The following is a 23,375-nucleotide window of genomic DNA, read 5'->3' as shown; positions in this document are numbered from 1 at the left end:
CACCGTCGCAACAAAAAGCGCGGTGAAACGCGGCCAAACCTACCAGCTGATGTATGTGGATGATTTGGGTGCGTATAAAACCCGCACGCTCACCAGCCAGTGATCGGAAAGACTCACCATGAAAATGAAACAAAACAGGCTCTGCATGCTGGCTGTCTGCTCGCTTCTGCTTTCGCATAAATCAGGTGCGGTAACGTTTGATACCTCCCTGCTTGCTGGCGCATCCGGTGAGTCCGATCTGTCACGCTTTTACGAAAACAACGCCATGCCAGCCGGTCCCCAGGAGATGGATATTTACGTCAACGGAGACTGGAAGGGGCGCTATACGGTGACCTACGGCGAGCAACAGGATGACGTTCGCCTTGCCTGGAAAGACGCGCTTATGCTGGGGATCAACACCAAAGCGATTCCGGCCCCCGCCATTACTGACGGCCAGGTGCAGCTGCACGATCTGGTTCAGGGCGGCGAGGTAAAAACGGACACCAGCACGCTTAGTCTGGGACTCACCGTGCCACAGGCGGCCGTCTTACGTACCGAAGAGGGCTATGTTGCCCCTCAGTTCTGGGACGAAGGGATCCCGGCGCTGATGCTCTCCTGGAACACCACCTGGTACAACACGCGAACAAAAGGCTCCGCCAAAGAGACCAACGATGATTTTTACGCCGGGCTGGATTCCGGGGCCAACCTGCTCGGCTGGCAGTTTCGCGACAGCAGTACCTGGCGCAAATCCGCCAGCGGTGACAGCAGCTGGCAGAATAACACCCGCTACCTTCGCCGCCCGCTGGCGGCGCTGAAATCCAACCTGACGCTGGGCGACTTTTATATTCCCGGCGATCTGTTTGATTCCCTTCGTGTACGCGGCGTGTCGCTGGCGTCCGATATGAAAATGCGCCCTAACTCGCAGCAGGGCTTTTCACCGGTAGTGCACGGCGTGGCGCGCACTAACGCCCTGGTGAAGGTAATGCAGAACGGTAACGTCATCTATCAGGAGAACGTTCCGCCGGGCCAGTTCACCCTCGACAGCATTCAGCCGACCGGTTCAGCGGGCGACCTGCTGGTGGTCGTGCGCGAAGCGGACGGTTCCCAGCAATCATTCACGGTGCCTTTCTCTGCCGTGCCCGGCATGCTCAAAGAGGGTGTGAGCGAGTACAGCGTGGTGGCGGGAAAGGTTCATCAAAACACCCTTGAAGCGGACCCGGCGTTCCTGCAGGCCACGCTGCGCTATGGCTTTAATAACCTGATGACCGGCTATACGGGCACGATCGTGAGCGATAATTATCAGGCGGGGCTTATCGGCACCGGCTGGAATTTGCCCTTTGGCGCGGTATCCGTGGATGTCACCCACGCCAAAACCACGCTGCAGGACAGAACCGACAGCGGCCAAAGCTTTCGCGTGTCGTACAGTAAATTTATCGATACCACAGCCACCAACTTCACGCTGGCGGCCTACCGCTACTCCACGAAAGGGTATTACAGCTTTAGCGACGCGCTTTACTCCCGGGAAGGGTATCAACGCCTGAAAGCACAGTATGACGAGTATGAAGATCGCTTCGGGGTCGCCCCGGAGATGACGATGAGCACCTGGGATGCCCTGCGCGCCGCACAGCCTAAAAACACCTTCACGCTTAACCTGAACCAGCGTCTGCCCGACAACTGGGGCACGGTGTTTATCTCGGGTACACAGCGCGACTACTGGAATTCCCGCCAAACCTCGCGCGAATATCAGGCCGGCTACTCCAACGCCATCGGCCGGGCCAGCTATACCGTCTCCGCCAGCCGGGTGCGCAACAGCGAGCGTGAAGAAGAGACGCGTTTTTACCTCTCCCTCAGCCTGCCGTTCTCGCTGTTTGATAACAACGCGTGGGTCACCTCCAGCCTGACGGCCAGCGACTCGCATTATGAACAGAGCAATATCAGCATGAGCGGCAACGCGCTGGCGTCGAACCGCCTGAGCTATACGCTCTCCGGCAGCAATGCGCGGGGCGGGAACAACACCGCCAGCGTGAACACCGCATACCGGGCAAACTTCGCGACGCTTGGCGGCTCCTACAGTGAATCCTCCGACTACCGCCAGATGGGGCTGAACGGGCGCGGCAGCCTGGTGGCCGTGCCGTGGCATCTGCTTGCCTCCAACGAAACCGGCTCCACCATGACCATTGTCGATGCGCCGCAGGCGGAAGGGCTGATGGTTAACGGCGACGAAAGTATCGTGACCAACCGTGATGGCGTGGCGCTGGTGCCTTACGCCACGCCGTACCGTAAAAATGCCATCACCCTGTCCGAAACGGCGAACAGCCGCGGGGCAGAAGTGCTGGGCAACATCGCTAACGTCGCCCCTTACGATGGCGCGGTGAACTATATCCGCTTCGATACCGACCAGCGCCAGTCCTGGATGCTGCGCGCCACCCGCCCGGACGGGGCACCGTTGCCGTTTGGTACCGAAGTGCTGAACGAGCGCGGCGAGTCGGTGGGTTATGTCGGCCAGGCCAGCGTGCTCTACATTCGCGCGGAACAACCACCACGTGAGCTTAGCGTTCATTTGCGTGGCGGAAATTGCACTATCGCCGCACCGGCGTGGGGACTGGAAAGCCCGTCCTCTGTTTGCCATTACTAACGGAACATCAACATGATACGGTTACTGACCTTTCTGTTTCTCGCCTGCGTCAGCGGGGCAAGCTATGCCACCTGTTCCGGGGGCAGTATTTCCTATGGTCCGCCGATCAGCGTCGATCTGTCGGATAAGCTGACGCCCGCCACGCCGACCTGGACCGGGAGCTTCAGCACCCAGTACAGCGGCTCGTTTAACTGCTCAACCGGCAACAGCGAGTTTTCTTACACGCCGATCCTCTCGACCGACAGTAAGTACGCCACCATTCTGGGCTTCAGCAATGACAAATACAGGGTGCGGGCGGAGATCACCAGCACGCATCCCAACAAGACGCTGAGCGCGAGCGGTAACCATACGGCTTCTGAACTGAACACGCCGTTTACCGTGCGCTTTACGCTGGTTGATCAGAGTGGTACGACCCTCTCGGGAGACACGGCGACCATGAGCGATGTCTTGTTCGTCAGCGATATGAGCGGCATGTCGTTCTGGGAGATCATTACCTGGCCGATCAATCAGCTGGTGAAAATCGTGCAGTGGCTGTTTAACGGCTTTAAGTGGCCATACGATAACCGGGATATGTTTGGCCAGCCGATGACCATCAAATATGCGCCGAAGCTGACCACCTGCTCTTTCGACAACGCGGGGCTGACGGTTCATTTACCTACGCTTGGTATCCCACAGTTGAGTGCCTCTGCCCAGCCAGGGCTGACGCCCTTTACGCTCAATATGAGCTGTCAGAATCTGGGGACAAACGGGACGTCTGACCGGGCGATTGAGATGTTCCTCTCCAGCACGCAGCTGCTGTCGACCGACAGTTCCGTACTGGTCGACACCAGCAGCGGTGCCGCACAGGGCGTGGGGCTGCGGCTGATTCAGCGGAATAACCCGCAACAGCCGGTCATCTTCTCGACCTCTACCACCAGCCGCGGAAATGCCACGCTGCTGTTCAACGTGGCGGCGGGCGGGGCACTGAGCAAGACGTTCACCCTGCCCATGGCGGCGTCCTATTATGTCTGGGCACCGGCGAAGGTCAGTCAGGGCAAACTCAATACGACGGCGACGCTGAATATTATCTACCCCTGATGCGCATCTGCCGGGACGCTGTCGTTCCGGCGAATCGATGCTTAACTCCCGATCCGGCCCGCCATCTGCAGGTATTTGATGAGTTCGCTGTGGTTGGTGAGGTTGAGTTTTTTCATCGCATTGTGCTTTTGGGTGGCGATGGTACTGGCCGAGCGGCTTCGCAGCTGGGCAATTTCGGTCACGGTGTAGCCTTCCACCAGAAGATGCAGCACCTCCCACTCCCGGGCAGAAAGCACCGAACGCGAGCGCGCGCCGGCGCGCATCATTCCCTTCAGATACGATGAGACACGCGGCCTGGCCTCTTCTGCTCTGAGCAGCGCCTGTAATTCTCTTTTCAGCTCGCCGGGCTCGTCCTGCAGGGAAAGGGTCAGCTCGTATTTCATCTCCAGCACCCTTTTTAATAATCCGTACTGTAATTCAGGCACAAAAAGCACACGCTTAACGTGGTGCGTATGACATAACATATTGAGCCGGTTACTGGTCTGTACGCTCCACGATTTATGGTTAAACAGATAACTGAACTCGGCCATAACAATATCGACCTGACCGTCGCTAATGGCATCAAAGAGCTGTTCTGTTGATTCCACTATTGATATTTGCAGAGAATATTCAGGCAGTAATTTACGCAGCGCATCGCTTATCATCTCCTGCAGAATATTGACCCGATAAAACACAATAATCCTGAGAGTGAATTCAGAAAAAATCATATTATTTCATTATTAACACGATAAAAGGAGACTGATAGTAGTGTAATAAGCCCATGCTCACAACTTATTCCCACCAGGATTTTAACGCCCGGGTGGCTAAAATTCCTGGCGAAGCAATACAAGTGGCGAACCAACACCCAAAACGTGCTAAAACCCCGTCTAAAAACCCCATAAAAAGAGCGTGTTATCCATATCAAACCTTAACAAACGCCATTTCTCAGGATAAAAATCTATCTCTAATATTATAAGAAGATTAAAAATATTATATCTCACCTTAAAATATTTTTTGAATTTTATCTTTCGATAATAAAAGGGATTGGCTTTACGCAATACATTCTCCTGGCATACATTTTATGCCATGTCTCGCGACAAAGGCATGGGTGACCGCACGATTCAAATTACTGTTTCTCTTACACGGACCGGGTGCCCAACTAAAGGAGAATGACCATGAAAGAAACAATACATGTGGCCGTTATTGATAGTTGTGAGTTCACAATGATTGGCCTGCAATATCTTGGCAACCGTGAACCTGACGCGCATCGGGATGTTATTTTCCATGGGTTCAGCAATATTGAAGATTTTCTCCTCAGCGAACGAACCTGGGACATCGTCATTTATGATCCACTGAATATCGGCAGTTTTATGATTACGCCCAATGAAGATATTCTGCGCATTAAAGAAAAACAGCCAGCGGCGAGGATCTATATCTATTCGTTATCCGTCGGTTTTCTGAAATTTAAGCATGTGGATGGGGTCATCAATAAGCGCGTGTCGCTGGGGGATATCAAGGCGATGTGGCAAATCCTGATGAGCCAGACGCCAAAAGCGTTAAACCATTACAACGTGAGCATTACGACGCGGCAGCGCCCTGCAAGGCTCTCCAACGAGGAAGCGAGCGTGCTGCGAGGCTACTCATGTAACCTGAAAACCAAGCAAATTGCCCGTCAGCTCGGCTGCAACGTCAGGCTGGTCTATTTCTACAAAAACAATGCCATGAATAAGCTGAAGGCCGTGCGGGGCCCCTCGTTCTATCAGAGCATTCGCTGGATCCTGAATTAACTTCCCGACCGTGTGTCGTTTGCCTTTGTTCCCGTGTCCGCGGGAACCTTTTTTTCTGCAGGTCTTGTCATGTACACCGTGCTTCCCTCTCCCCTGCTGCATGCCATCACCGGATTGCGGTTTCAGCCTTTAGTCGATTTGCATTCCGGCCAGGCGGTGGCGCATGAGGTTCTGGTGGAGATCCACAACGTGAATCTTGACGCACTCTTCGCTTCACTGCCCACCCGCAGCGCGCTGCAAATTTTTTTCTGGCAGGCCAATACGCTGCTGCAGATGCCGGACAAAGGCCAGTACTGGCTTAATCTCCCGGCAGACCAGCTGCTTGATGCTAAAGCCATCGACCTGTTGCTTGCGCTACGTCACCAGCAGCGCTTAACGATAGAAATTCAGGATCCGTTAACCGTGACCCGCATGAGTGCCGCAGAGCAACGCGGCATCCATCACGCCCTGCTTCAGCTTAAGGCGGCGGGCTGGAAAATCTGGCTGGATGATCTGACTCAGGAACTGGCAGACGACTATGCGCGTCTTGCTCTGCCGGTAGATGGCATCAAGCTGGACCGCTCAGAGCTGAGCTCTCCCGCCCGCTTTGACACACTGGTTCACTTCGTCAGAGAGAAGATTGCCCGGGCTGTTGTCGTCGAAGGCATTGAAACCGCGCAGGACTTACAGCGAGCCTGCGCCTCAGGGGCACGGTTTGGCCAGGGTTTCCTCTGGCCGGAAAGCCGGATAGATGCCAGCGTGACGGTGTAAATTCCGTGGGCATTACCAGCCCGGCACCGCTCCGCCGTTAAAAATGGTCTCCGCCGCCTTCGCTACCTCCGGTGACTGATAGGACTGGATAAATTCCTTTACGTTCTCTGCGTCTTTATTGTCTTCGCGCGTCACCACGATGTTCACGTACGGCGAGTTTTTATCTTCGATAAAGACGCTGTCATGCACCGGGGAAAGCCCGGTTTGCTGGATATAGGTGGTGCTGATGATGGCAACATCCACTTTCGGGTCATCCAGCACGCGCGGCAGTTGCGCCCCTTCCAGCTCCATAATGTTCAGTTTTTTCGGGTTAGCGGTGATATCCAGCACGGTTGGTAGCAGGCCCACGTCCGGTTTCAGGGTAATCAGCTTCTCTTTTTGCAGCAGGAGCAGCGCGCGACCGAGGTTGGTGGGGTCATTAGGGATGGCAATGGTCGCCCCGTCTTTCAGGTCAGACAAGGATTTGATTTTGCGGGAATAACCGGCCATCGGGAAGACGAAGGTATTCGCTACGGCAACCAGTTTGTAGTTATGCGCCTTGTTATCTTCTGCAAGGAACGGACGATGCTGGAAGACGTTAGCATCCAGTTCTCCCTGGTTGGTGGCATCGTTGGGCAGCAGCGAACCGCTAAACCCGACCAGCTCCACATCCAGACCGTATTTCTCTTTTGCCACTTTTTTGGCGACTTCAGCCACATCCTGCTCCGCGCCGTTGATCACGCCGACTTTAATGTGTTTGGCATCGCTGCCACTTTGATCGCATCCTGCCAGCAGCAGACCCGCGAGAACCAGAGCACCCAATCGAAGTTTCACAAGACCTATCCTTTTGATGAACGTTTCAGTGACTATATCGGCAACGAGGCGGTGAAATAAAAACCGAAAAGGAATCAATAAGAAGGATAGGTTATATGCGGTCTATTGCCGGGTGACGCTGCGCCACCAGGCATCGGCGATCACGACGCTGTTGTCCAGTCCTCAACGGCAAGCGCCTGCACCATTCTGAATGCATGATCGTTGGTCACTATTGTTGTACCCCGACTAAGAGCATGCGCAGCGATCAGTTGATCGAGATCGCCCATCACTCTCCCTCTCTTCTCCATTTCTGCGCGGAGTTCACCGTACGTTGCTGCGGCTTCACTGTCCCAGTCGCAAATAGTGATGGTTTTAAGGAACTCAAGTATTGTTTTTTGTAATCTGTCACTTTGCTTTTTGGCTATTCCATAAAGCAGTTCAGCCTCCGTCACGCTTGAAATACACATTTTTTCTATTGGGGTGCGAGAATAGTGCTTTATCACCCCGGGATGTTGCCTGACGAGGTGGCTTACTATGTTTGTATCCAACATATGCAGCATTTTCTAGAACCCTTCAAATGGATCTCTTGTTGTATAGCTCTGATTGCGTTCCTCTTTACTCAGGAAAGAATCAGGAACATCAGTCTGCTTCAATAAACGTAAAAAATTATCTCTGTGACGCTCCTTTTCCGATCTCGCAGTCAAGATGACGTTCCCTTCCTCATCTCGTCGGATGTAAACACTCTCCGTATCAAACATGAAATCAGCAGGCAACATCACTGCCTGACGTCGCCCCTTTTTGAAGAGTTTTGCTGTACGTTTCATTGCTATCTCCCTGGTTGAATGACCAGGCCGAAGCATGTGCCATCGCCCTCAAGGGAGGCAAGCGAGACGCGTCAATTTCAGAAAGCGACTCGCAATAAATAGCGGAATGACTAATGCAGAACCGGGCCTAAAGCGCTTTCGTCAGATAATGACGCTGCATGCCTGGATACGGGTAATCCTGCAAAGACATCTGCAGCTGGTACCCCTGTTTTTCATAAAACGGACGCGCCTGGAAGCTGACCGTGTCGACCAGGGCATGTGTACAGCCTTTACGTCGGGCTTCTTCTTCCGCCGTTTTGATAAGCTGGCTGCCCACGCCGGTTCCCCGTACGGTATCGCTCACCCAGAGATAATCAATATTCAGCCATTCACCTTTTCGTACGCCGATTAATCCACCCAGCATGACGCCCTTTTCGTCTCGCATGTAAACGCCAATATCACCACTAAAGTTCGTCATATCTAAAAACTGGGCGTTGTAAGCTCTTAATCCCACAAATAACTCTTCTTTTTCTGCGGGTGTGACTTTTTCTGTTATGCTCAGGTGCATATTTTTCTCCTTATTTTCCACGCAATCTGAATATCTCACAGGTTAACCTTCATAAAAACTCCTTATTTCCTCCATTTTTTAAATCCTGAAATATTCATTCAATATGTAAATAAAAAAAGCCTTTCCAATACGCACCCAAAACGTATAATGAGAACGATCATTCTCACTTTTTTACCCGGTAATCGACGATGAGCACAAAACTGGAAGAACGGCAGAAACAACGTCAGGACGAGATCATCACCGCCGCGCGCCGCTGCTTTCGCGCCAGTGGATTTCATGCGGCCAGTATGTCGCAAATCGCCAGCGAGGCGAAACTCAGCGTCGGGCAAATTTACCGTTATTTCAGTAACAAAGATGCGATTATTGAAGAGATGATCCGCCGTATTATCGATTCCCGTATCGAGGGAATGCAGGACAAAACGGTGGTGGAAGGCATGCCGCAGGCGCTCGCCTGGCGTCAGACGATTAACGAAGACGACGATGCGCTGATGCTCGAAATGTCCGCCGAGGCGACGCGTAATCCGCAGGTGGCCGCCATGTTAACCGCAGCCGAGGCCCGTATGTTTAGCAACGCCTGTGCGCACCTGAAAAAGCAGTTTCCTCATTTAAGTGATGAACATATTCGCTGCTGCGTGGAGATTACCGCCGTGATGATCGAAGGCACAATTTACCGTCGACTTACGCCTTTAAACGTGCCGTCAGAACAATTAGAGCCGATTTATCAGAATATTTTAAATATGCTTTTCACTGCGAAGTAATCGCATGTGAATAATTAACGGGAACAGGTAATTTCCCGGTTTACCATTTCTGGTTCTGCCAGAGATACGGTATCGCTGTGCCTTTAAAACGCCCTCCTCCTTGTTAAGCCATTAACAGGGCGGGCATCGTTCACCCTGGAAAAAGATGATGAAAAAGATAACAACCTCCATCGCCGCATTACTCCTCCTGACAGGGTGTGATAATGCGCAAACATCTGCTCCCCAACGTCCTCTTCCGGAAGTGGGGATTGTCACACTCATGAGCCAGCCGGTGTCCGTCGTCAGTGAACTGACCGGGCGTACCACCGCCGCAATGAGCGCCGAGGTTCGCCCACAGGTGGGCGGCATTATTCAGAAGCGGCTGTTCACCGAGGGCGATACCGTGAAAGCCGGACAAGCGCTGTATCAGATCGATCCCTCCAGCTACCGCGCCGCGTTTGATGAAGCCGCCGCGGCGCTGAAACAGGCGCAAGCGCTGGTGCAGGCCGACTGCCAGAAAGCCCGGCGCTATGCGCAGCTGGTGAAAGACGACGGCGTGTCGCGCCAGGACGCAGAAGACGCGAAATCCACCTGCGCGCAGGACAAGGCCAGCGTCGAGTCAAAGAAAGCCGCGCAGGAGAGCGCGCGCATTAACCTCAACTGGACTACCGTCACCGCGCCGATTGCCGGACGCATCGGCATCTCCTCCGTCACGCCCGGCGCGCTGGTGACCGCTCAGCAGGACACCGCGCTGGCCACCATTCGCGGGCTGGACACCATGTATGTCGACTTAACGCGTTCGAGTGCCGATCTGCTGCGATTACGCAAACAAACCCTCGCCTCGAACAGCGATACGCTCAGCGTCACGTTGCAGCTAGAAGACGGCAGCACCTACAGCGAAAAGGGTCGTCTGGCGCTGACCGAAGTGGCGGTGGATGAATCGACCGGCTCGGTCACCCTGCGCGCCGTCTTCCCGAACCCACAGCATCAGCTTTTGCCGGGGATGTTTGTCCGCGCCAGAGTGGACTAGGGCATCATGGATGACGCGATCCTGGCCCCTCAGCAGGGCATTACCCGCGATGCCAAAGGCAAAGCCACTGCGCTGGTAGTGAACGCCAGCAACAAGGTGGAGCAACGCCAGCTGGAAACGGGTGACACCTACGGCGATAAATGGCTGGTGCTGAGCGGTCTGAAGGCGGGCGACAGGTTGATTGTGGAAGGCACCGACAAAGTCACCGCCGGCCAACAGGTGAAGGCCGAAGAGATGAAATCCAGCGGAGGGAATGCCTGATGTTTTCCCGTTTCTTCGTGCGTCGCCCAGTATTTGCCTGGGTGATCGCCATTCTGATTATGCTCGCCGGGATACTGGCGATCCGCACGCTGCCGGTTGCGCAGTACCCGGACGTCGCCCCGCCGTCGATCAAGATCTCCGCCACCTACACCGGTGCCTCCGCGCAGACGCTGGAAAACAGCGTGACGCAGGTGATTGAGCAGCAGCTCACCGGGCTGGATAACCTGCTCTACTTCACCTCCACCAGCAGTTCGGACGGTTCGGTGAGCATTACCGTCACCTTTGAACAGGGGACCGACCCGGACACCGCGCAGGTCCAGGTGCAGAACAAAGTCCAGCAGGCGGAATCACGCCTGCCGACTGAAGTACAGCAGTCCGGGATCACCGTCGAGAAATCGCAGAGCAACTTCCTGCTGATCATGGGGGTGTACGACAAAACCGACACCGCCAGCAGCTCGGATATCGCCGACTGGCTGGTCAGTAATATGCAGGATCCGCTGGCGCGCGTGGATGGCGTCGGGAGTCTGCAGGTGTTTGGCGCGGAATACGCGATGCGTATCTGGCTCGACCCGGCGAAGCTGGAGTCCTACTCGCTGATGCCGTCAGATGTGCAAAGTGCGATTGAAGCGCAGAACGTGCAGGTTTCCGCCGGTAAAATCGGCGCGCTGCCCTCGTCGAACGCCCAACAGCTGACCGCTACCGTACGCGCCCAGTCGCGTCTGCAGACGGTGGATCAGTTCAAAAATATCATCGTCAAGAGCCAGTCTAACGGCGCGGTGGTACACATCAGCGATGTTGCACGCGTGGAGATGGGCAGCGAAGATTACACCTCCACCGCGAAGCTGAACGGCCACCCGGCCGCGGGGATGGCGGTGATGCTTTCACCGGGCGCTAACGCGCTCAATACCGCCACGGCGGTGAAAGAGAAAATCGCCGAGTTCAAAAAGTCGATGCCGGAAGGCTACGACGTGGCCTACCCGAAAGACAGCACCGAGTTCATCAAAATCTCCGTTGAGGATGTCATTCAGACTCTGTTCGAAGCCATTATCCTCGTGGTCGTGGTGATGTACCTGTTCCTGCAAAACATCCGCGCCACGCTGATCCCGGCGCTGGCCGTTCCGGTGGTTCTGCTGGGCACCTTTGGCGTACTGGCGCTGTTCGGCTACTCCATCAACACCCTGACCCTGTTTGCGATGGTGCTGGCGATAGGGCTGCTGGTGGATGATGCCATCGTGGTGGTGGAAAACGTCGAACGTATTATGCGTGATGAAGGGCTGCCCGCCCGGGAAGCCACGGAAAAATCGATGGGCGAAATCTCCGGTGCGCTGGTAGCGATTGCCCTGGTGCTCTCTGCGGTGTTCCTGCCGATGGCCTTCTTTGGCGGCTCCACCGGGGTGATTTACCGTCAGTTCTCGGTCACCATTATCTCGGCGATGCTCCTTTCCGTGGTGGTGGCATTAACCCTGACGCCTGCGCTGTGCGGCTCGATTCTGAGCCACACCGCCCCACATAAGAAGGGCTTTTTCGGCGCGTTTAACCGCTTCTACAGCAAGACCGAGCATGGCTATCAGAACAAGGTGCTGCGCGCCCTGCGCCGCTCCGGCGGCATGCTGGTCATCTACGCTCTGCTCTGCGGCGCGATGGGGTTCGCGATGCTGAAACTGCCGGGCAGCTTCCTGCCGACGGAAGACCAGGGCGAAATCATGGTGCAGTACACCCTGCCAGCAGGCGCGACGACGGTCCGTACTGCCGAAGTCAGCCGCCAGGTGCGCGAGTGGTTCCTCACCAAAGAGAAAGCCAACACCAACGTTATCTTCACCATTGAGGGCTTCAGCTTTAGCGGCAGCGGCCAGAACGCCGGGATGGCGTTTGTCTCCCTGAAAAACTGGTCCGAACGTAAGGGGGATGAAAACACCGCTCAGGCCATTGCCCTGCGCGCCACGCAGGAGCTGAGCACCATCCGCGATGCGACCATCTTTGCCATGACGCCATCGGCGGTGGACGGCCTGGGCCAGAGCAATGGCTTTACCTTTGAGCTGATGGCGAGCGGCGGCACCGACCGCGACACGCTGCTCAAGCTGCGTAACCAGCTGATTGGCGAGGCGAATCAGGATGCCTCCCTGCACGCGGTTCGCGCCAACGATCTGCCGCAGATGCCGCAGCTTCAGGTGGATATCGACAACAATAAAGCCGTGTCGCTGGGGCTCTCCCTGAGCGACGTCACCGACACCCTCTCCAGCGCCTGGGGCGGCACCTATGTGAATGATTTTATCGATCGCGGCCGCGTGAAGAAGGTCTATATCCAGGGCGACAGCGACTATCGCGCCGTGCCGTCCGATCTCAACAAATGGTATGTGCGCGGTAGCGACAGCACCATGACCCCGTTCTCCGCCTTTGCCACCACCCGCTGGGAGTATGGCCCGGAAAGCCTGGTGCGCTACAACGGCTCGGCGGCGTATGAAATTCAGGGCGAGAACGCCAGTGGTGCCAGTTCCGGTACGGCGATGAGCAAAATGGAGCAGCTGGCGAATAATTTGCCGTCCGGCAGCACCTGGGCGTGGAGCGGGTTGTCCTTACAGGAAAAACTGGCGAGCGGCCAGGCCATGAGCCTGTATGCCCTCTCGATCCTGGTGGTGTTCCTGTGTCTGGCGGCGCTTTATGAGAGCTGGTCAGTACCGATTTCCGTCATCCTGGTGATCCCGCTTGGGGTGCTGGGCGCGGCGATTGCCGCCTCCCTGCGCGGCCTGAACAATGATGTCTACTTCCAGGTGGCACTGCTGACCACCATCGGCCTGTCGTCGAAGAACGCCATTCTGATTGTTGAATTTGCCGAGGCGAAAGTCGCCGAAGGCTACTCCCTGACACGTGCGGCGCTGCGTGCTGCCCAGACGCGTCTGCGCCCCATCATCATGACCTCGCTGGCGTTTATTGCAGGCGTGACGCCGCTGGCGATTGCCACCGGTGCAGGGGCCAACAGCCGGGTGGCGATCGGTACCGGCATTATTGGTGGGACGCTGGCCGCCACGCTGCTGGCGATCTTCTTCGTTCCGTTATTCTTTGTACTGGTGAAACGTCTGTTCTCCGGTAAACACAGCAACCGGAGGTCATAATGTTTCGTTTATCTGTTTTCGTGTTAGCGCTGATGAGCGCGGGCTGCGTCTCTTTAGATCCCACGTATCAGCGCCCGGCTGCGCCCGTCCCGGCGACGTTGCCGGGTGCGCACGGCGAAGCCACCGCCGTGGTGAGTCAGTGGCAACAGGTGATGAACGATGCGCGCCTGAAAGGCGTAGTGACGATGGCGCTCAACAGCAACCGCGACCTGCAAAAAGCGATTGCCGATATTGACGCCGCGCGCGCCCAGTACGGCGAAACGCGATCGTCCCTGTTCCCGACGGTGGACGCGGAGCTGAGCCACACCCGCAGCCGCACGCTGGCAAGCGGTGTCGCGACCAGCGATGAGGCCAACGGCACGGTCTCCAGCTTCGAGCTGGATCTGTTTGGCCGCAACCAGAGCCTGTCGCGTGCAGCACGTGAAACCTGGCTTGCCAGTGAATTTACCGCGCAGAACACGCGCCTGACGATGGTCAGCGAACTGACCACCACCTGGGTGACCCTGGCGGCCGATAACAGCAACCTGGCGCTGGCAAAATCGACGATGGAGAGCGCCGCCAGCTCGCTCAGGATAGTGAAGCGTCAGCAGCAGGTCGGCGTGGCGGCGGCTACGGACGTCAGCGAGGCGATGGCGGTTTACCAGCAGGCGCGAGCCAGCGTGGCGAGCTATCAAACGCAGGTAATGCAGGACAAAAACGCCCTTAATCTGCTGGCGGGTGACACGGTGCCGGACACTCTGCTGCCGGGTACGCTGGAGAGCCTGAGCGATAACGCCATCACGCTGATCCCGGCGGGTGTCAGTTCCAGCGCGCTGCTGCGTCGCCCGGATATTAAGGAGGCGGAGCACAACCTGCTGAGCGCCAACGCCAATATCGGTGCCGCGCGCGCCAACTTCTTCCCGACCATTTCACTGACCGCCAGTGCGGGCGTCGGCAGCGATTCGCTTTCGTCCCTGTTCAGCCACGGGATGAAGGTGTGGTCATTCGCACCGTCCATCACCCTGCCGCTGTTCAGCGGCGGTAACAATCTGGCCCAGCTGCGCTACGCGGAAGCGGAGAAGAAGGGATTGATCGCCACCTACGAGAAAACCATCCAGAGCGCGTTTAAAGACGTGGCCGATGCGCTGGCACGCCGTGAAACGCTCAGCGAGCAGCTTGATGCCCAGCGTGAATACGTTGCGGCCGAGCAAAAAACGCTGGATGTGGCGACCCGCAGCTATCAGGCAGGTGCCGGGGATTATCTGACGGTACTGACCGCGCAGCGGTCGCTGTGGTCGGCGCAGGAATCACTGATATCGCTGCAGCAAACCGACCTGGAAAACCGCATCACGCTGTGGCAGTCGCTGGGGGGTGGGATTGAATAAAGCAGATATGCGGCAAGTGGATTGTATGGAGGATTATTGAGGGCTGGAAACGTGCTTCTCGCCGGGTGGCGGCTGCGCCTTACCCGGCCTGCACAACATTTTTAACGCTTACGCACATCCGGAATGATCAAATCCCCGCGCAGCACGTACGACCCGAGCATCTGTGTTTTTTCCGTCAACCAGCTCACGATGCGCGCCGCCATGGCATCCATGGAATACTCAATGGCCGGGATCACCGGAATGCCTGGCAGATGCAGCGATCCGGCAAGGCTGAAGACCATGATGTCCTCCGGCACCGATTTATTAAACGCCTGCAACTGCGGGATCACCCGCTGCGCTTCCTGCTCGTCCGCAACCAGTAATGCGTTGAAATTCAGCGTGCTGGCGTTATTCAGCAGCTCCTGCAGCGCCACGGACGAGGAGGTCGCGTCCATAAACACGAGGTTGCGGTTGAAGGGCAGGAAATTTTTTTCCAGCGCATGTTTGTAGCCCAGCAGCACCTGATCGGCAAAGCCGCTACCGTGCGGATGGATCAGGGCAATCTGGCGGCGTCCCTGGCTGGTAAGGTAGTTACAGGCGGTTTCGGCGGCGAAGGCGTGATCGAACTGGATGCTGTTGGGATTTTCTGAGCCCATACAGTCAACCAGGATGACGTTATCCATGTCGATATCCAGTGGAAAACGCGCGCCAATCACCAGAATGTCATCGCAAAGCCCACAGGAGAGCTCTTCCAGGGCGTGCAGCACGTCCGCTTTGCTATGGGCGAAGCGCAGCAGCAGGTGTTTTTGATGCTGGCTGAGCTGTTTTTCCAGCGCGTACAGATAACCGGTCGTCTGGTTAATATTCTCCTGCGCGCAAATCACCCCGATACACCCCGTCGACTGGCTCAGCAGCGACTGCGCAATCACATTGGGCCGGTAGTTCAGTTCATCTACCGCTTTCAGAACGGCCTGACGGCTGGCTTCCTTTACGCCACGCGACCCACTCAACACTCGCGATACCGTGGCTTTCGACACCCCGGCAAGACGTGATACATCATTGATTGTCGACATCTTTTTCCCCTGACAGGCTTACCTCGCGCCTGCAAATTCCATTACCGCTACGGCTCACATTATAGCCAGTAAGGAGTATATCCGTTTCCGTTTTCCATGGAAACCGATTTTCCGTTTCCACTCAAAATGATGTCAAAACAGCCAAATTCTGTGACACACATCGGGTTAATTAGCCTCATATATAAGGGATCTTGATGGTTGTCACACTTCTGTCTTTTATAAATGGAAACCGGTTTCCATCTGATATCCAATCATTACCGCAATATCTATTTACATTTTGAGGATGGTTGTCGATGTTCAAGATTATGCTCTGCTGCTCTGCCGGGATGTCCACCAGCCTGCTGGTCAGCAAAATGGTCGATGTGGCGAAAGAACGCGGTTTGGCGGTAAAAATTGATGCGTACGGCGTTTCCGAATTTGATACGCAGTTTCCGCAATATCAGGTGGTGCTTCTCGGACCGCAAGTGAAATACATGTTACAGACACTCTCAGACAAGGCGGCCACAAAAGGCATTCCGGTCCAGCCCATCGATATGATGGACTACGGCATGCAGCGTGGCGATAAAGTACTGGACTATGCTCTGTCGCTCATCGAAGCGGCACACTAAAAGGTGTTCACATGAGTTCGTTATATCAATCCATGGTCGCGGTGATTGAGCAGTCAATTACCCCGCTGGCCGCGAAGCTCGGCCAGCAAAAGTATGTGATTGCCATCCGCGACGGCTTTACTGCCGCGCTGCCGTTTATGATCATCGGCTCGTTTATGCTGGTGTTCATCTTCCCGCCGTTCTCGGCGGATACCACCAACAGCTTTGCCCGCGGCTGGCTGGATTTCTCCCAGACTTATCGCGAACAGCTGATGCTGCCATTTAACCTCAGCATGGGCGTGATGACTTTCTTCATCTCGGTGGGGATCGGGGCGAGCCTGGGGCGTCAGTTTAATCTCGACCCGGTGATGTCCGGCCTGCTGGCCTTTATGGCCTTCCTGCTGGTCGCCGCGCCGTATGCGGACGGTAAGATCTCCACCCAGTATCTGTCTGGTCAGGGGATTTTCACTGCGCTGATCACCGCCATCTACGCCACCCGCGTCTATGCGTGGCTGAAGCAGAACAACGTGACCATTCGTCTGCCGAAGGAAGTCCCGACCGGCGTGGCGCGTTCGTTTGAGATCCTAATCCCGGTGATGGTGGTGATTGGCACCCTGCATCCGCTGAACCTGTTTATCGAGGCGCAGACCGGCATGATCATCCCGCAGGCGATTATGCACCTGCTGGAACCGCTGGTCTCTGCGTCTGACTCGCTGCCTGCCATTCTGCTCTCCGTGCTGCTGTGCCAGATCTTCTGGTTCGCCGGTATCCACGGCTCGCTGATTGTCACCGGCATCATGAACCCGTTCTGGATGGCGAACCTGTCGGCAAACCAGGCGGCTCTGGCGGCCGGTGCGGCGCTGCCGCACGTCTACCTGCAGGGCTTCTGGGATCACTACCTGCTGATTGGCGGCGTAGGCTCCACACTGCCGCTGGCCTTCCTGCTGCTGCGTAGCCGGGTAACGCACTTACGCACCATCGGCAAAATGGGCGTTGTGCCAAGCTTCTTTAACATCAACGAACCGATCCTGTTCGGCGCCCCCATTATCATGAACCCGATGCTGTTTATCCCGTTCGTGTGTGTTCCGCTGGTGAATGCGTGCCTGGCGTACGCGGCAACCAAACTGGGCTGGCTGGCACAGGTGGTATCGTTAACGCCGTGGACCACGCCCGCACCAATTGGCGCCTCATGGGCCGCCAACTGGGCGCTGAGCCCGGTGGTGATGTGTCTCATCTGTATGGTGATGTCAGCGCTGATGTACCTGCCGTTCCTGCGTGCTTACGAGCGTACGTTGATGAAAAACGAAGAGCAGAAAGCTCAGGCAACCGTCGGTACCGCTGAGACCGCAAGCAATTAAGTCAAAGAGGAAGCGTCATGAAATATACATTTCCCGATAATTTCTGGTGGGGCAGCGCAAGCTCTGCTCTCCAGACCGAAGGGACACGAGAGGGTGAAACCACATGGGATTACTGGTTTGCCCGCGAGCCGAACCGTTTTCACAACGGCGTGGGGCCGCAGCATACCTCCACGTTTTATCAGCACTGGAAAACGGACATTCAGCTGTTAAAGCAGCTGAACCACAACAGCTTTCGCACTTCTATAAGCTGGGCGCGTCTGATCCCCGACGGTATCGGTGAAGTGAATCCAAAGGCGGTCGAATTTTATAACCAGGTCATTGATGAGCTGATCGAGCAGGGCATTACGCCGTTTATCACCCTGTTCCATTTCGACATGCCGATGGCGATGCAGGAGATTGGCGGCTGGGAAAACCGGGAGGTGGTGGACGCTTACGCCCGCTATGCGCAGATTTGCTTCGACCTGTTTGGCGACCGCGTGCTGCACTGGTTTACCTTCAACGAGCCGATTGTCCCGGTTGAAGGCGGTTATCTGTACGATTTCCACTACCCCAACGTGGTGGATTTCCGTCGGGCGGCCACCGTGGCGTATCACACCGTGCTGGCCCACGCGAAGGCTGTCCAGGCCTACCGCGCCGGACATTACGCAGGTGAGATCGGCATCGTGCTCAACCTGACGCCGTCCTACCCGCGCTCGCAAAACCCGGCGGACGTGAAGGCGGCGCACATTGCGGATCTGATGTTCAACCGCAGCTTTCTGGACCCGGTTCTGCGCGGCGAATACCCGGCCGATCTGGTGGCGCTGCTGAAATCTTACGACCAGCTGCCCGCCTGTAAACCGGAGGACAGTTTCCTGATCGCGGAAGGGAAAATCGACCTGCTCGGCATTAACTATTACCAGCCGCGTCGCGTGAAGTGTCGCGACAGCGCGGTGAACCCGCAGGCGCCGTTTATGCCGGAGTGGTTCTTTGATAACTACGAGATGCCGGGCCGCAAGATGAACCCGTACCGTGGCTGGGAAATTTACGAGCCGGGTATTTACGATATTCTGGTTAATCTGCGCGACAATTACGGCAACCCACGCTGTTTTATTTCTGAAAACGGAATGGGTGTCGAAAATGAGCAGCGTTTTATTGAAAATGGCCAAATCAACGATCAATACCGCATCGATTTTATTTCCGGACATTTAGCCTGGCTGCATAAAGGTATTAGCGAAGGGTGTCACTGTCTTGGTTACCATATGTGGACGTTTATTGATAACTGGTCGTGGTGTAATGCGTATAAAAACCGCTATGGCTTTATTCAGCTCGATTTAACTACGCAACAGCGCACCATTAAAAAGAGCGGAGAGTGGTTTGCTGCCACCTCTTTACATAATAGTTTCGAGAAATAGAGAGAAAGACGATGATTGCCTTGGAAGAAGCCGTGATGGAAATCATCGTCAATGCGGGTCAGTCGCGCAGCCTGTGCTTTGAAGCACTGCACGCTGCGCGGCAGGGCAACATTGACGAAGCCAAAAGCCTGCTGCGCGAAGCCGATGGCTACGCGCGCCAGGCGCACAAGATGCAAACCAAACTCATTGAGCAGGATGCGGGTGAAGCCCGTCAGCCGATGACGTTAATTATGGTGCACGCGCAAGATCATTTAATGAATTCATTACTGGCGCGTGAATTATCCGAAGAAATTATTCATTTATATCAGAGATAATCTATGGCGAAATAACGAGTAATACCTCTGTACCTTAAATAGAAATCCACTTGTTCTGATGATAGCGACATACTCTGTCAGATCGGAGCGGGATGGTTATTGTCTGAATAAAATTAAACTATATTGAGATAACCATGACTACCCTAAAAAAACTTCCATTAACCATGGCGGTTATCGCCGCGCTTTGCCCAATTTCTGTGCTCGCACAGGAATTTACACAGGAACAAATCGACGCCATTGTGGCAAAAGCGGTGGATAAAGCCCTCGCGGAGCGTCAGGCCAAAATGGATGCCGCGGTCGCGAAAAAAGCCGACGTGGTGACGGAGCCGCAAAGCGCGGCGCAATCCCCGGATATGGCTATTCCGTTCGGCATTAAATTTACCGGTTATGCCCGTTACGGCGCGCACTTCCAGGCCGCTGACCAGAAATACGTGGCGGTGGACGGTTCCTATAACGGGGCATCTGCCATCGGTCGTCTGGGTAACGAAGGCAACGGCGGTGAATTCCAGCTCTCCAAGGCCTTCAAGGGTGACAACGGCGCCATCTGGGACATCAACGTGATGATCGACCACTGGGGCGATGAAGTTAACCTGAAAAAAGCCTACGCGGGGGTGACCAACATTATGGCCTCCAACCCGAACGCCTACTTCTGGGCTGGTCGTGACTTCCACCAGCGTCCGCAGCAGGGCATCAACGATTACTTCTGGATGAACCATGACGGCCAGGGCGCCGGGGTGAAGAACTTCGACATCGGCGGCGTGCAGTTTGACGTGGCCGCGGTGGCGGCGGTGGAATCCTGTAGCCCGGAAGTCATGGAAGATGAAGCCAACCCGTCACGCATCACCTGTACCGGCGGGTCCGGCACGGGCGACAAAGGTAACTACGCGGCCACCTCTAAAATCCACGGCATGAAAGTCGGTCCGCTGGATCTGGAGCTGTACGCCAACTACGGCTTTGATTCAAAAGCAGTGGAGAGCGATGAGCGTCTGAATGCCTGGCAGGGTGGCGTGGTACTGAGCCACACCAACGACAGCGGCGTGAACAAGGTGATTGCCCGTTACTCTGATAACGCGGACAACAGCGTGTTCAATAAAACCGAGGATCTGACCACGGTCTATGCCAGCTTCGAAGGGCTGTACAAATTCACCCAGGCCACGCAGGTGGAGTACATCCTCGCCTTCCACGACTACGACAACAGCCGTGATAAGACCGATAACCGTAAGAACTACAACGCCATTGTACGTCCGATGCACTGGTGGAACGACGTCCACTCCACCTGGCTGGAAGCAGGCTGGCAGCATGTGGATTACGACAACGGCGGCGACAACAAGGGCTGGAAGCTGACCCTGTCGCAGAACATGTCTATCGCCATGGGGCCGGAGTTCCGTCCGATGCTGCGCTTCTACGTCACCGGCGGCAAAGTGGATAACGAACGTACCGCCCGCGTGAACAATACCAAAGACGAAACGCTGGACGACTTCAACGTCGGCGCGATGTGGGAGGCGTGGTTCTAGTAGAGCGTCGTTTGTTTCGCCCGGCGGCGCTGCGCTTGCACGGGCCTACAAGGTTTTGTAGGCCGGGTAAGCGTAGCGCCACCCGGCAAGATCCCATGTTATGCTACAAAAAAACCAACATCGCAGGGGAGAACATGGGTTCCACACGTAAAGGGATGCTGAACGTCCTGATTGCCGCCGTTTTATGGGGCAGCTCAGGGGTTTGCGCGCAGTACATCATGGAGAAAAGCCAGATCTCGTCACCGTATCTGACCATGGTTCGCCTGCTGTTTACCGGCCTGATCCTGCTGACGCTTTCCTTCGTTCACGGCGACAAAATTTTCTCGGTCATCAAACATCGCAAAGACGCCCTCAGCCTGCTGTTTTTCTCCCTGGCTGGCGCGCTCACGGTGCAGCTCACCTTCCTGGTGACAATCGAGAAATCCAACGCAGCTACGGCCACCGTGCTGCAGTTTCTGTCACCGACGATTATCGTGGCGTGGTTTGCGCTGGCGCGGAAAAAGCGGCCGGGTCTGTTTGTGCTTTCCGCGATCCTGACCTCACTGGTGGGGACATTTTTGCTGGTCACCCACGGCGACCCCACTTCACTCTCCATCTCGCCTGCGGCTTTGTTCTTTGGCATTGCCTCGGCCTTTGCCGCGGCGTTTTACACGACGTATCCGTCAACCCTGATCGCCCGTTACGGCACCTTGCCGATTGTCGGCTGGAGTATGTTGATCGCCGGCTTAACGCTGACGCCGTTCTACGCCGGACGCGGCACCGCGTTTGTTATTGACGGCAGCCTGCTGCTGGCGTTTTTCTACCTGGTGGTGATCGGCACGGCGCTGACGTTCAGCCTGTACCTGAAAGGCGCGCAGATGATCGGTGGGCCGAAGGCGAGCATTCTGAGCTGCGCCGAGCCGCTGAGCAGCGCGTTACTGTCGGTGATTTTACTGGGCGTGGCGTTTACCCTGCCGGACTGGCTGGGCACGCTGCTGATCGTGTCGTCGGTGGTGTTGATTTCGATGGATTCGAGAAAACGGGTGAAAGCCCCGGTGTAGCCTGTTGCCCTCACCTCAGCCCTCTCCCACGGGAGAGGGATAAAAGCATTACTTCGCCTTCACTTTCCCTGCCACCAGCAGCGCGGTCAGCAACATCAGCGTGCCGGAGATGACCAGCGGCGACGTCAGCCCCAGGTGGTCGAGCGCCACGCCGCCCACCGCCGCGCCGCAGGTGTTCGCCAGCTGGATCACCGCCACCTGAATCGACCCGGCTTTTTCAGCCTGATCGGCAAGCGAGCGGGTGATCCACGTCGACCAGCCCACCGGCACCAGCGAAAAGGCAAAGCCCCAGATAATCGCAATCGCCGAGGCAAGCCATTTGTCGCTGCCCCACAGAATGAGCACGACGGCACTGACAGCCAGTACCAGCGGGGCGCCAGCAAGCGCCACTTTCAGGGAGCGCTTCAGGAACTGAGACGACAGCGAGGTGCCGACAAAGCTGGCGATACCGAAGCTGAGCAGCACCAGCGTCAGGCCATCCACGTCAAAGCCCGCCATGGTCATAAAGACCGGGCGTATATAGGTAAAGAAGGCAAACTGCCCGGCAAAGGCCATGAAGATGGCGGTCATCCCCGCCAGCACGCCGGGGCGCTTAAGCAGACTGAACATGTTCTGTTTGTGGTGCGCCGCTTCTCCCGGCAAGGACGGCAGCGCTTTCCACACCCACAGAATGCAGAGAAAACCCATCACCGCTGCGGCGTTAAAGACGTTACGCCAGCCGATGATTCCGCCAAGGAAACTCCCCAGCGGCGCGGCAATCACCAGCGCGATGGAGACCGCGCCAAAGATAACGGAGAGGGCTTTCGGCACGGTGCGTGCCGGCACCAGACGCATGGTGAGCGAGGCGGACATTGCCCAGAAACCGCCCAACCCCAGACCCAGACAGGCGCGGCCGAGCAGCAGCAGGGTGAAGCTCTCCGCGAAAGAGACCAGCAGACAGGAGAGCGTCAGGAGCACGCTGAAGAGAATGACCACTTTGCGGCGATCAATCGCGCCAATAACCTGCGTGATAAACAGGCTGGCAAACATCGCCACAAACGCGGTCACGGTAACGGACTGCCCTGCTACGCCTTCGGAAATGCCCAGATCCTGCGCCATCGGCGTCAGCAGGCTGACCGGTAAAAACTCGACGGTAATAAGACAGGCGACGCAGAACGCCACGGAAAAAACCGCCGACCAGTTGGGGCGAGAAACCTCTTTGGTCTGCGGTCTGGTCGTGGGCTGGATATGTTCTGTCATGGTGTCAC

20 protein-coding genes and 1 pseudogene are annotated in these 23,375 nt (G+C 56.1%); 14 read left to right on the top strand and 7 right to left on the bottom strand.

Features of this window, described 5'->3' with window-relative positions:
• Positions 1 to 118: 118 nt before the first annotated feature.
• Complete coding sequence (locus tag M8370_RS07700; protein WP_250020723.1) at positions 119 to 2,614, top strand: fimbria/pilus outer membrane usher protein; 2,496 nt, start codon at positions 119 to 121, stop codon at positions 2,612 to 2,614.
• A 12-nt stretch (positions 2,615 to 2,626) separates the two neighbouring features.
• Positions 2,627 to 3,691: a fimbrial protein gene (locus tag M8370_RS07695; protein ID WP_013094835.1), complete on the top strand. Its 1,065-nt coding sequence runs from the start codon at positions 2,627 to 2,629 to the stop codon at positions 3,689 to 3,691.
• Positions 3,692 to 3,732: 41 nt separating this feature from the next.
• Here the strand turns inward: M8370_RS07695 and M8370_RS07690 are convergent, their stop codons facing one another.
• A complete protein-coding gene (locus M8370_RS07690) occupies positions 3,733 to 4,365 on the bottom strand; it encodes a LuxR C-terminal-related transcriptional regulator (RefSeq protein ID WP_224085144.1) in 633 nt (210 codons plus the stop codon).
• Between the two features lie 480 nt (positions 4,366 to 4,845).
• Between M8370_RS07690 and M8370_RS07685 the strand changes: the two genes are divergently transcribed.
• Both M8370_RS07685 and M8370_RS07680 read left to right on the top strand, forming a co-directional pair.
• A complete protein-coding gene (locus M8370_RS07685; protein ID WP_013094832.1) occupies positions 4,846 to 5,457 on the top strand; it encodes a helix-turn-helix transcriptional regulator in 612 nt (203 codons plus the stop codon).
• A 69-nt stretch (positions 5,458 to 5,526) separates the two neighbouring features.
• Positions 5,527 to 6,207, top strand: a complete 681-nt coding sequence (locus M8370_RS07680) for an EAL domain-containing protein (protein ID WP_029881866.1) — start codon at positions 5,527 to 5,529, stop codon at positions 6,205 to 6,207.
• A 12-nt stretch (positions 6,208 to 6,219) separates the two neighbouring features.
• Here M8370_RS07680 and nlpA read toward each other — a convergent pair whose 3' ends face one another.
• The 4 genes from nlpA to M8370_RS07660 all read right to left on the bottom strand — a co-directional run bounded on the left by nlpA (position 6,220) and on the right by M8370_RS07660 (position 8,370).
• Positions 6,220 to 7,020, bottom strand: coding sequence for a lipoprotein NlpA (gene nlpA, locus M8370_RS07675; RefSeq protein ID WP_250020722.1), 801 nt, complete (start codon positions 7,018 to 7,020; stop codon positions 6,220 to 6,222).
• 140 nt (positions 7,021 to 7,160) lie between these two features.
• The gene (locus tag M8370_RS07670; RefSeq protein WP_020686448.1) at positions 7,161 to 7,559 is read right to left on the bottom strand and encodes a type II toxin-antitoxin system VapC family toxin; all 399 of its coding nucleotides are present in this window, start codon (positions 7,557 to 7,559) and stop codon (positions 7,161 to 7,163) included.
• A gap of 3 nt (positions 7,560 to 7,562) precedes the next feature.
• Entirely contained in the window at positions 7,563 to 7,823 is a 261-nt protein-coding gene (locus tag M8370_RS07665) for an antitoxin (RefSeq protein ID WP_020686447.1), read from the bottom strand.
• A gap of 127 nt (positions 7,824 to 7,950) precedes the next feature.
• Positions 7,951 to 8,370, bottom strand: coding sequence for a GNAT family N-acetyltransferase (locus tag M8370_RS07660; RefSeq protein ID WP_020686446.1), 420 nt, complete (start codon positions 8,368 to 8,370; stop codon positions 7,951 to 7,953).
• Between the two features lie 188 nt (positions 8,371 to 8,558).
• On the opposite strand from M8370_RS07660, the gene M8370_RS07655 reads away from it, so the two are divergent.
• The 4 genes and pseudogenes from M8370_RS07655 (at position 8,559) to M8370_RS07640 (ending at position 14,872) form a co-directional block, all read left to right on the top strand.
• Complete coding sequence (locus tag M8370_RS07655; protein WP_013094828.1) at positions 8,559 to 9,128, top strand: TetR/AcrR family transcriptional regulator; 570 nt, start codon at positions 8,559 to 8,561, stop codon at positions 9,126 to 9,128.
• A gap of 148 nt (positions 9,129 to 9,276) precedes the next feature.
• Positions 9,277 to 10,398, top strand: a pseudogene (locus tag M8370_RS07650) (efflux RND transporter periplasmic adaptor subunit).
• Entirely contained in the window at positions 10,398 to 13,508 is a 3,111-nt protein-coding gene (locus tag M8370_RS07645; RefSeq protein ID WP_250020721.1) for an efflux RND transporter permease subunit, read from the top strand. The pseudogene M8370_RS07650 and the gene M8370_RS07645 overlap by 1 nt, the downstream one beginning before the upstream one ends.
• Positions 13,508 to 14,872 carry an efflux transporter outer membrane subunit gene (locus M8370_RS07640; protein ID WP_250020720.1) on the top strand — a complete coding sequence of 455 codons (1,365 nt, stop codon included), beginning with the start codon at positions 13,508 to 13,510 and terminating at the stop codon, positions 14,870 to 14,872. The genes M8370_RS07645 and M8370_RS07640 overlap by 1 nt, the downstream gene beginning before the upstream one ends.
• A gap of 101 nt (positions 14,873 to 14,973) precedes the next feature.
• Here the strand turns inward: M8370_RS07640 and M8370_RS07635 are convergent, their stop codons facing one another.
• The gene (locus tag M8370_RS07635; RefSeq protein ID WP_013094823.1) at positions 14,974 to 15,924 is read right to left on the bottom strand and encodes a LacI family DNA-binding transcriptional regulator; all 951 of its coding nucleotides are present in this window, start codon (positions 15,922 to 15,924) and stop codon (positions 14,974 to 14,976) included.
• Between the two features lie 293 nt (positions 15,925 to 16,217).
• Here M8370_RS07635 and M8370_RS07630 point away from each other — a divergent pair, with 293 nt between their 5' ends.
• From M8370_RS07630 to M8370_RS07605, 6 genes are all read left to right on the top strand, one after another.
• Positions 16,218 to 16,532, top strand: a complete 315-nt coding sequence (locus M8370_RS07630; RefSeq protein ID WP_013094822.1) for a PTS sugar transporter subunit IIB — start codon at positions 16,218 to 16,220, stop codon at positions 16,530 to 16,532.
• An 11-nt stretch (positions 16,533 to 16,543) separates the two neighbouring features.
• The gene (locus tag M8370_RS07625) at positions 16,544 to 17,869 is read left to right on the top strand and encodes a PTS cellobiose transporter subunit IIC (RefSeq protein ID WP_013094821.1); all 1,326 of its coding nucleotides are present in this window, start codon (positions 16,544 to 16,546) and stop codon (positions 17,867 to 17,869) included.
• A gap of 17 nt (positions 17,870 to 17,886) precedes the next feature.
• A complete protein-coding gene (gene gmuD, locus M8370_RS07620; RefSeq protein WP_013094820.1) occupies positions 17,887 to 19,260 on the top strand; it encodes a 6-phospho-beta-glucosidase GmuD in 1,374 nt (457 codons plus the stop codon).
• Positions 19,261 to 19,271: 11 nt separating this feature from the next.
• A complete protein-coding gene (locus tag M8370_RS07615) occupies positions 19,272 to 19,574 on the top strand; it encodes a PTS lactose/cellobiose transporter subunit IIA (RefSeq protein WP_008500136.1) in 303 nt (100 codons plus the stop codon).
• A gap of 134 nt (positions 19,575 to 19,708) precedes the next feature.
• Positions 19,709 to 21,088 carry a carbohydrate porin gene (locus tag M8370_RS07610; RefSeq protein WP_013094819.1) on the top strand — a complete coding sequence of 460 codons (1,380 nt, stop codon included), beginning with the start codon at positions 19,709 to 19,711 and terminating at the stop codon, positions 21,086 to 21,088.
• 134 nt (positions 21,089 to 21,222) lie between these two features.
• Complete coding sequence (locus tag M8370_RS07605) at positions 21,223 to 22,128, top strand: EamA family transporter (RefSeq protein ID WP_248058582.1); 906 nt, start codon at positions 21,223 to 21,225, stop codon at positions 22,126 to 22,128.
• A gap of 48 nt (positions 22,129 to 22,176) precedes the next feature.
• On the opposite strand, the gene nepI is transcribed toward M8370_RS07605, so the two are convergent.
• A complete protein-coding gene (nepI, locus tag M8370_RS07600; protein WP_250020719.1) occupies positions 22,177 to 23,367 on the bottom strand; it encodes a purine ribonucleoside efflux pump NepI in 1,191 nt (396 codons plus the stop codon).
• Between the last annotated feature and the right edge of the window lie 8 nt (positions 23,368 to 23,375).

Source organism: Enterobacter cloacae complex sp. OE43NF (assembly GCF_023544405.1).
GTDB lineage: Bacteria > Pseudomonadota > Gammaproteobacteria > Enterobacterales > Enterobacteriaceae > Enterobacter > Enterobacter cloacae.
This window is presented reverse-complemented; position numbering and strand designations above follow the sequence as displayed.

Coding starts and splice junctions, on each gene's coding strand:
- M8370_RS07700 (WP_250020723.1), top strand. CDS start 119: ATGAAAATGAAACAAAACAGGCTCTGCATGCTGGCTGTCTGCTCGCTT.
- M8370_RS07695 (WP_013094835.1), top strand. CDS start 2,627: ATGATACGGTTACTGACCTTTCTGTTTCTCGCCTGCGTCAGCGGGGCA.
- M8370_RS07685 (WP_013094832.1), top strand. CDS start 4,846: ATGAAAGAAACAATACATGTGGCCGTTATTGATAGTTGTGAGTTCACA.
- M8370_RS07680 (WP_029881866.1), top strand. CDS start 5,527: ATGTACACCGTGCTTCCCTCTCCCCTGCTGCATGCCATCACCGGATTG.
- M8370_RS07670 (WP_020686448.1), bottom strand. CDS start 7,559: ATGCTGCATATGTTGGATACAAACATAGTAAGCCACCTCGTCAGGCAA.
- M8370_RS07665 (WP_020686447.1), bottom strand. CDS start 7,823: ATGAAACGTACAGCAAAACTCTTCAAAAAGGGGCGACGTCAGGCAGTG.
- M8370_RS07660 (WP_020686446.1), bottom strand. CDS start 8,370: ATGCACCTGAGCATAACAGAAAAAGTCACACCCGCAGAAAAAGAAGAG.
- M8370_RS07655 (WP_013094828.1), top strand. CDS start 8,559: ATGAGCACAAAACTGGAAGAACGGCAGAAACAACGTCAGGACGAGATC.
- M8370_RS07645 (WP_250020721.1), top strand. CDS start 10,398: ATGTTTTCCCGTTTCTTCGTGCGTCGCCCAGTATTTGCCTGGGTGATC.
- M8370_RS07640 (WP_250020720.1), top strand. CDS start 13,508: ATGTTTCGTTTATCTGTTTTCGTGTTAGCGCTGATGAGCGCGGGCTGC.
- M8370_RS07635 (WP_013094823.1), bottom strand. CDS start 15,924: ATGTCGACAATCAATGATGTATCACGTCTTGCCGGGGTGTCGAAAGCC.
- M8370_RS07630 (WP_013094822.1), top strand. CDS start 16,218: ATGTTCAAGATTATGCTCTGCTGCTCTGCCGGGATGTCCACCAGCCTG.
- M8370_RS07625 (WP_013094821.1), top strand. CDS start 16,544: ATGAGTTCGTTATATCAATCCATGGTCGCGGTGATTGAGCAGTCAATT.
- gmuD (WP_013094820.1), top strand. CDS start 17,887: ATGAAATATACATTTCCCGATAATTTCTGGTGGGGCAGCGCAAGCTCT.
- M8370_RS07615 (WP_008500136.1), top strand. CDS start 19,272: ATGATTGCCTTGGAAGAAGCCGTGATGGAAATCATCGTCAATGCGGGT.
- M8370_RS07610 (WP_013094819.1), top strand. CDS start 19,709: ATGACTACCCTAAAAAAACTTCCATTAACCATGGCGGTTATCGCCGCG.
- M8370_RS07605 (WP_248058582.1), top strand. CDS start 21,223: ATGGGTTCCACACGTAAAGGGATGCTGAACGTCCTGATTGCCGCCGTT.
- nepI (WP_250020719.1), bottom strand. CDS start 23,367: ATGACAGAACATATCCAGCCCACGACCAGACCGCAGACCAAAGAGGTT.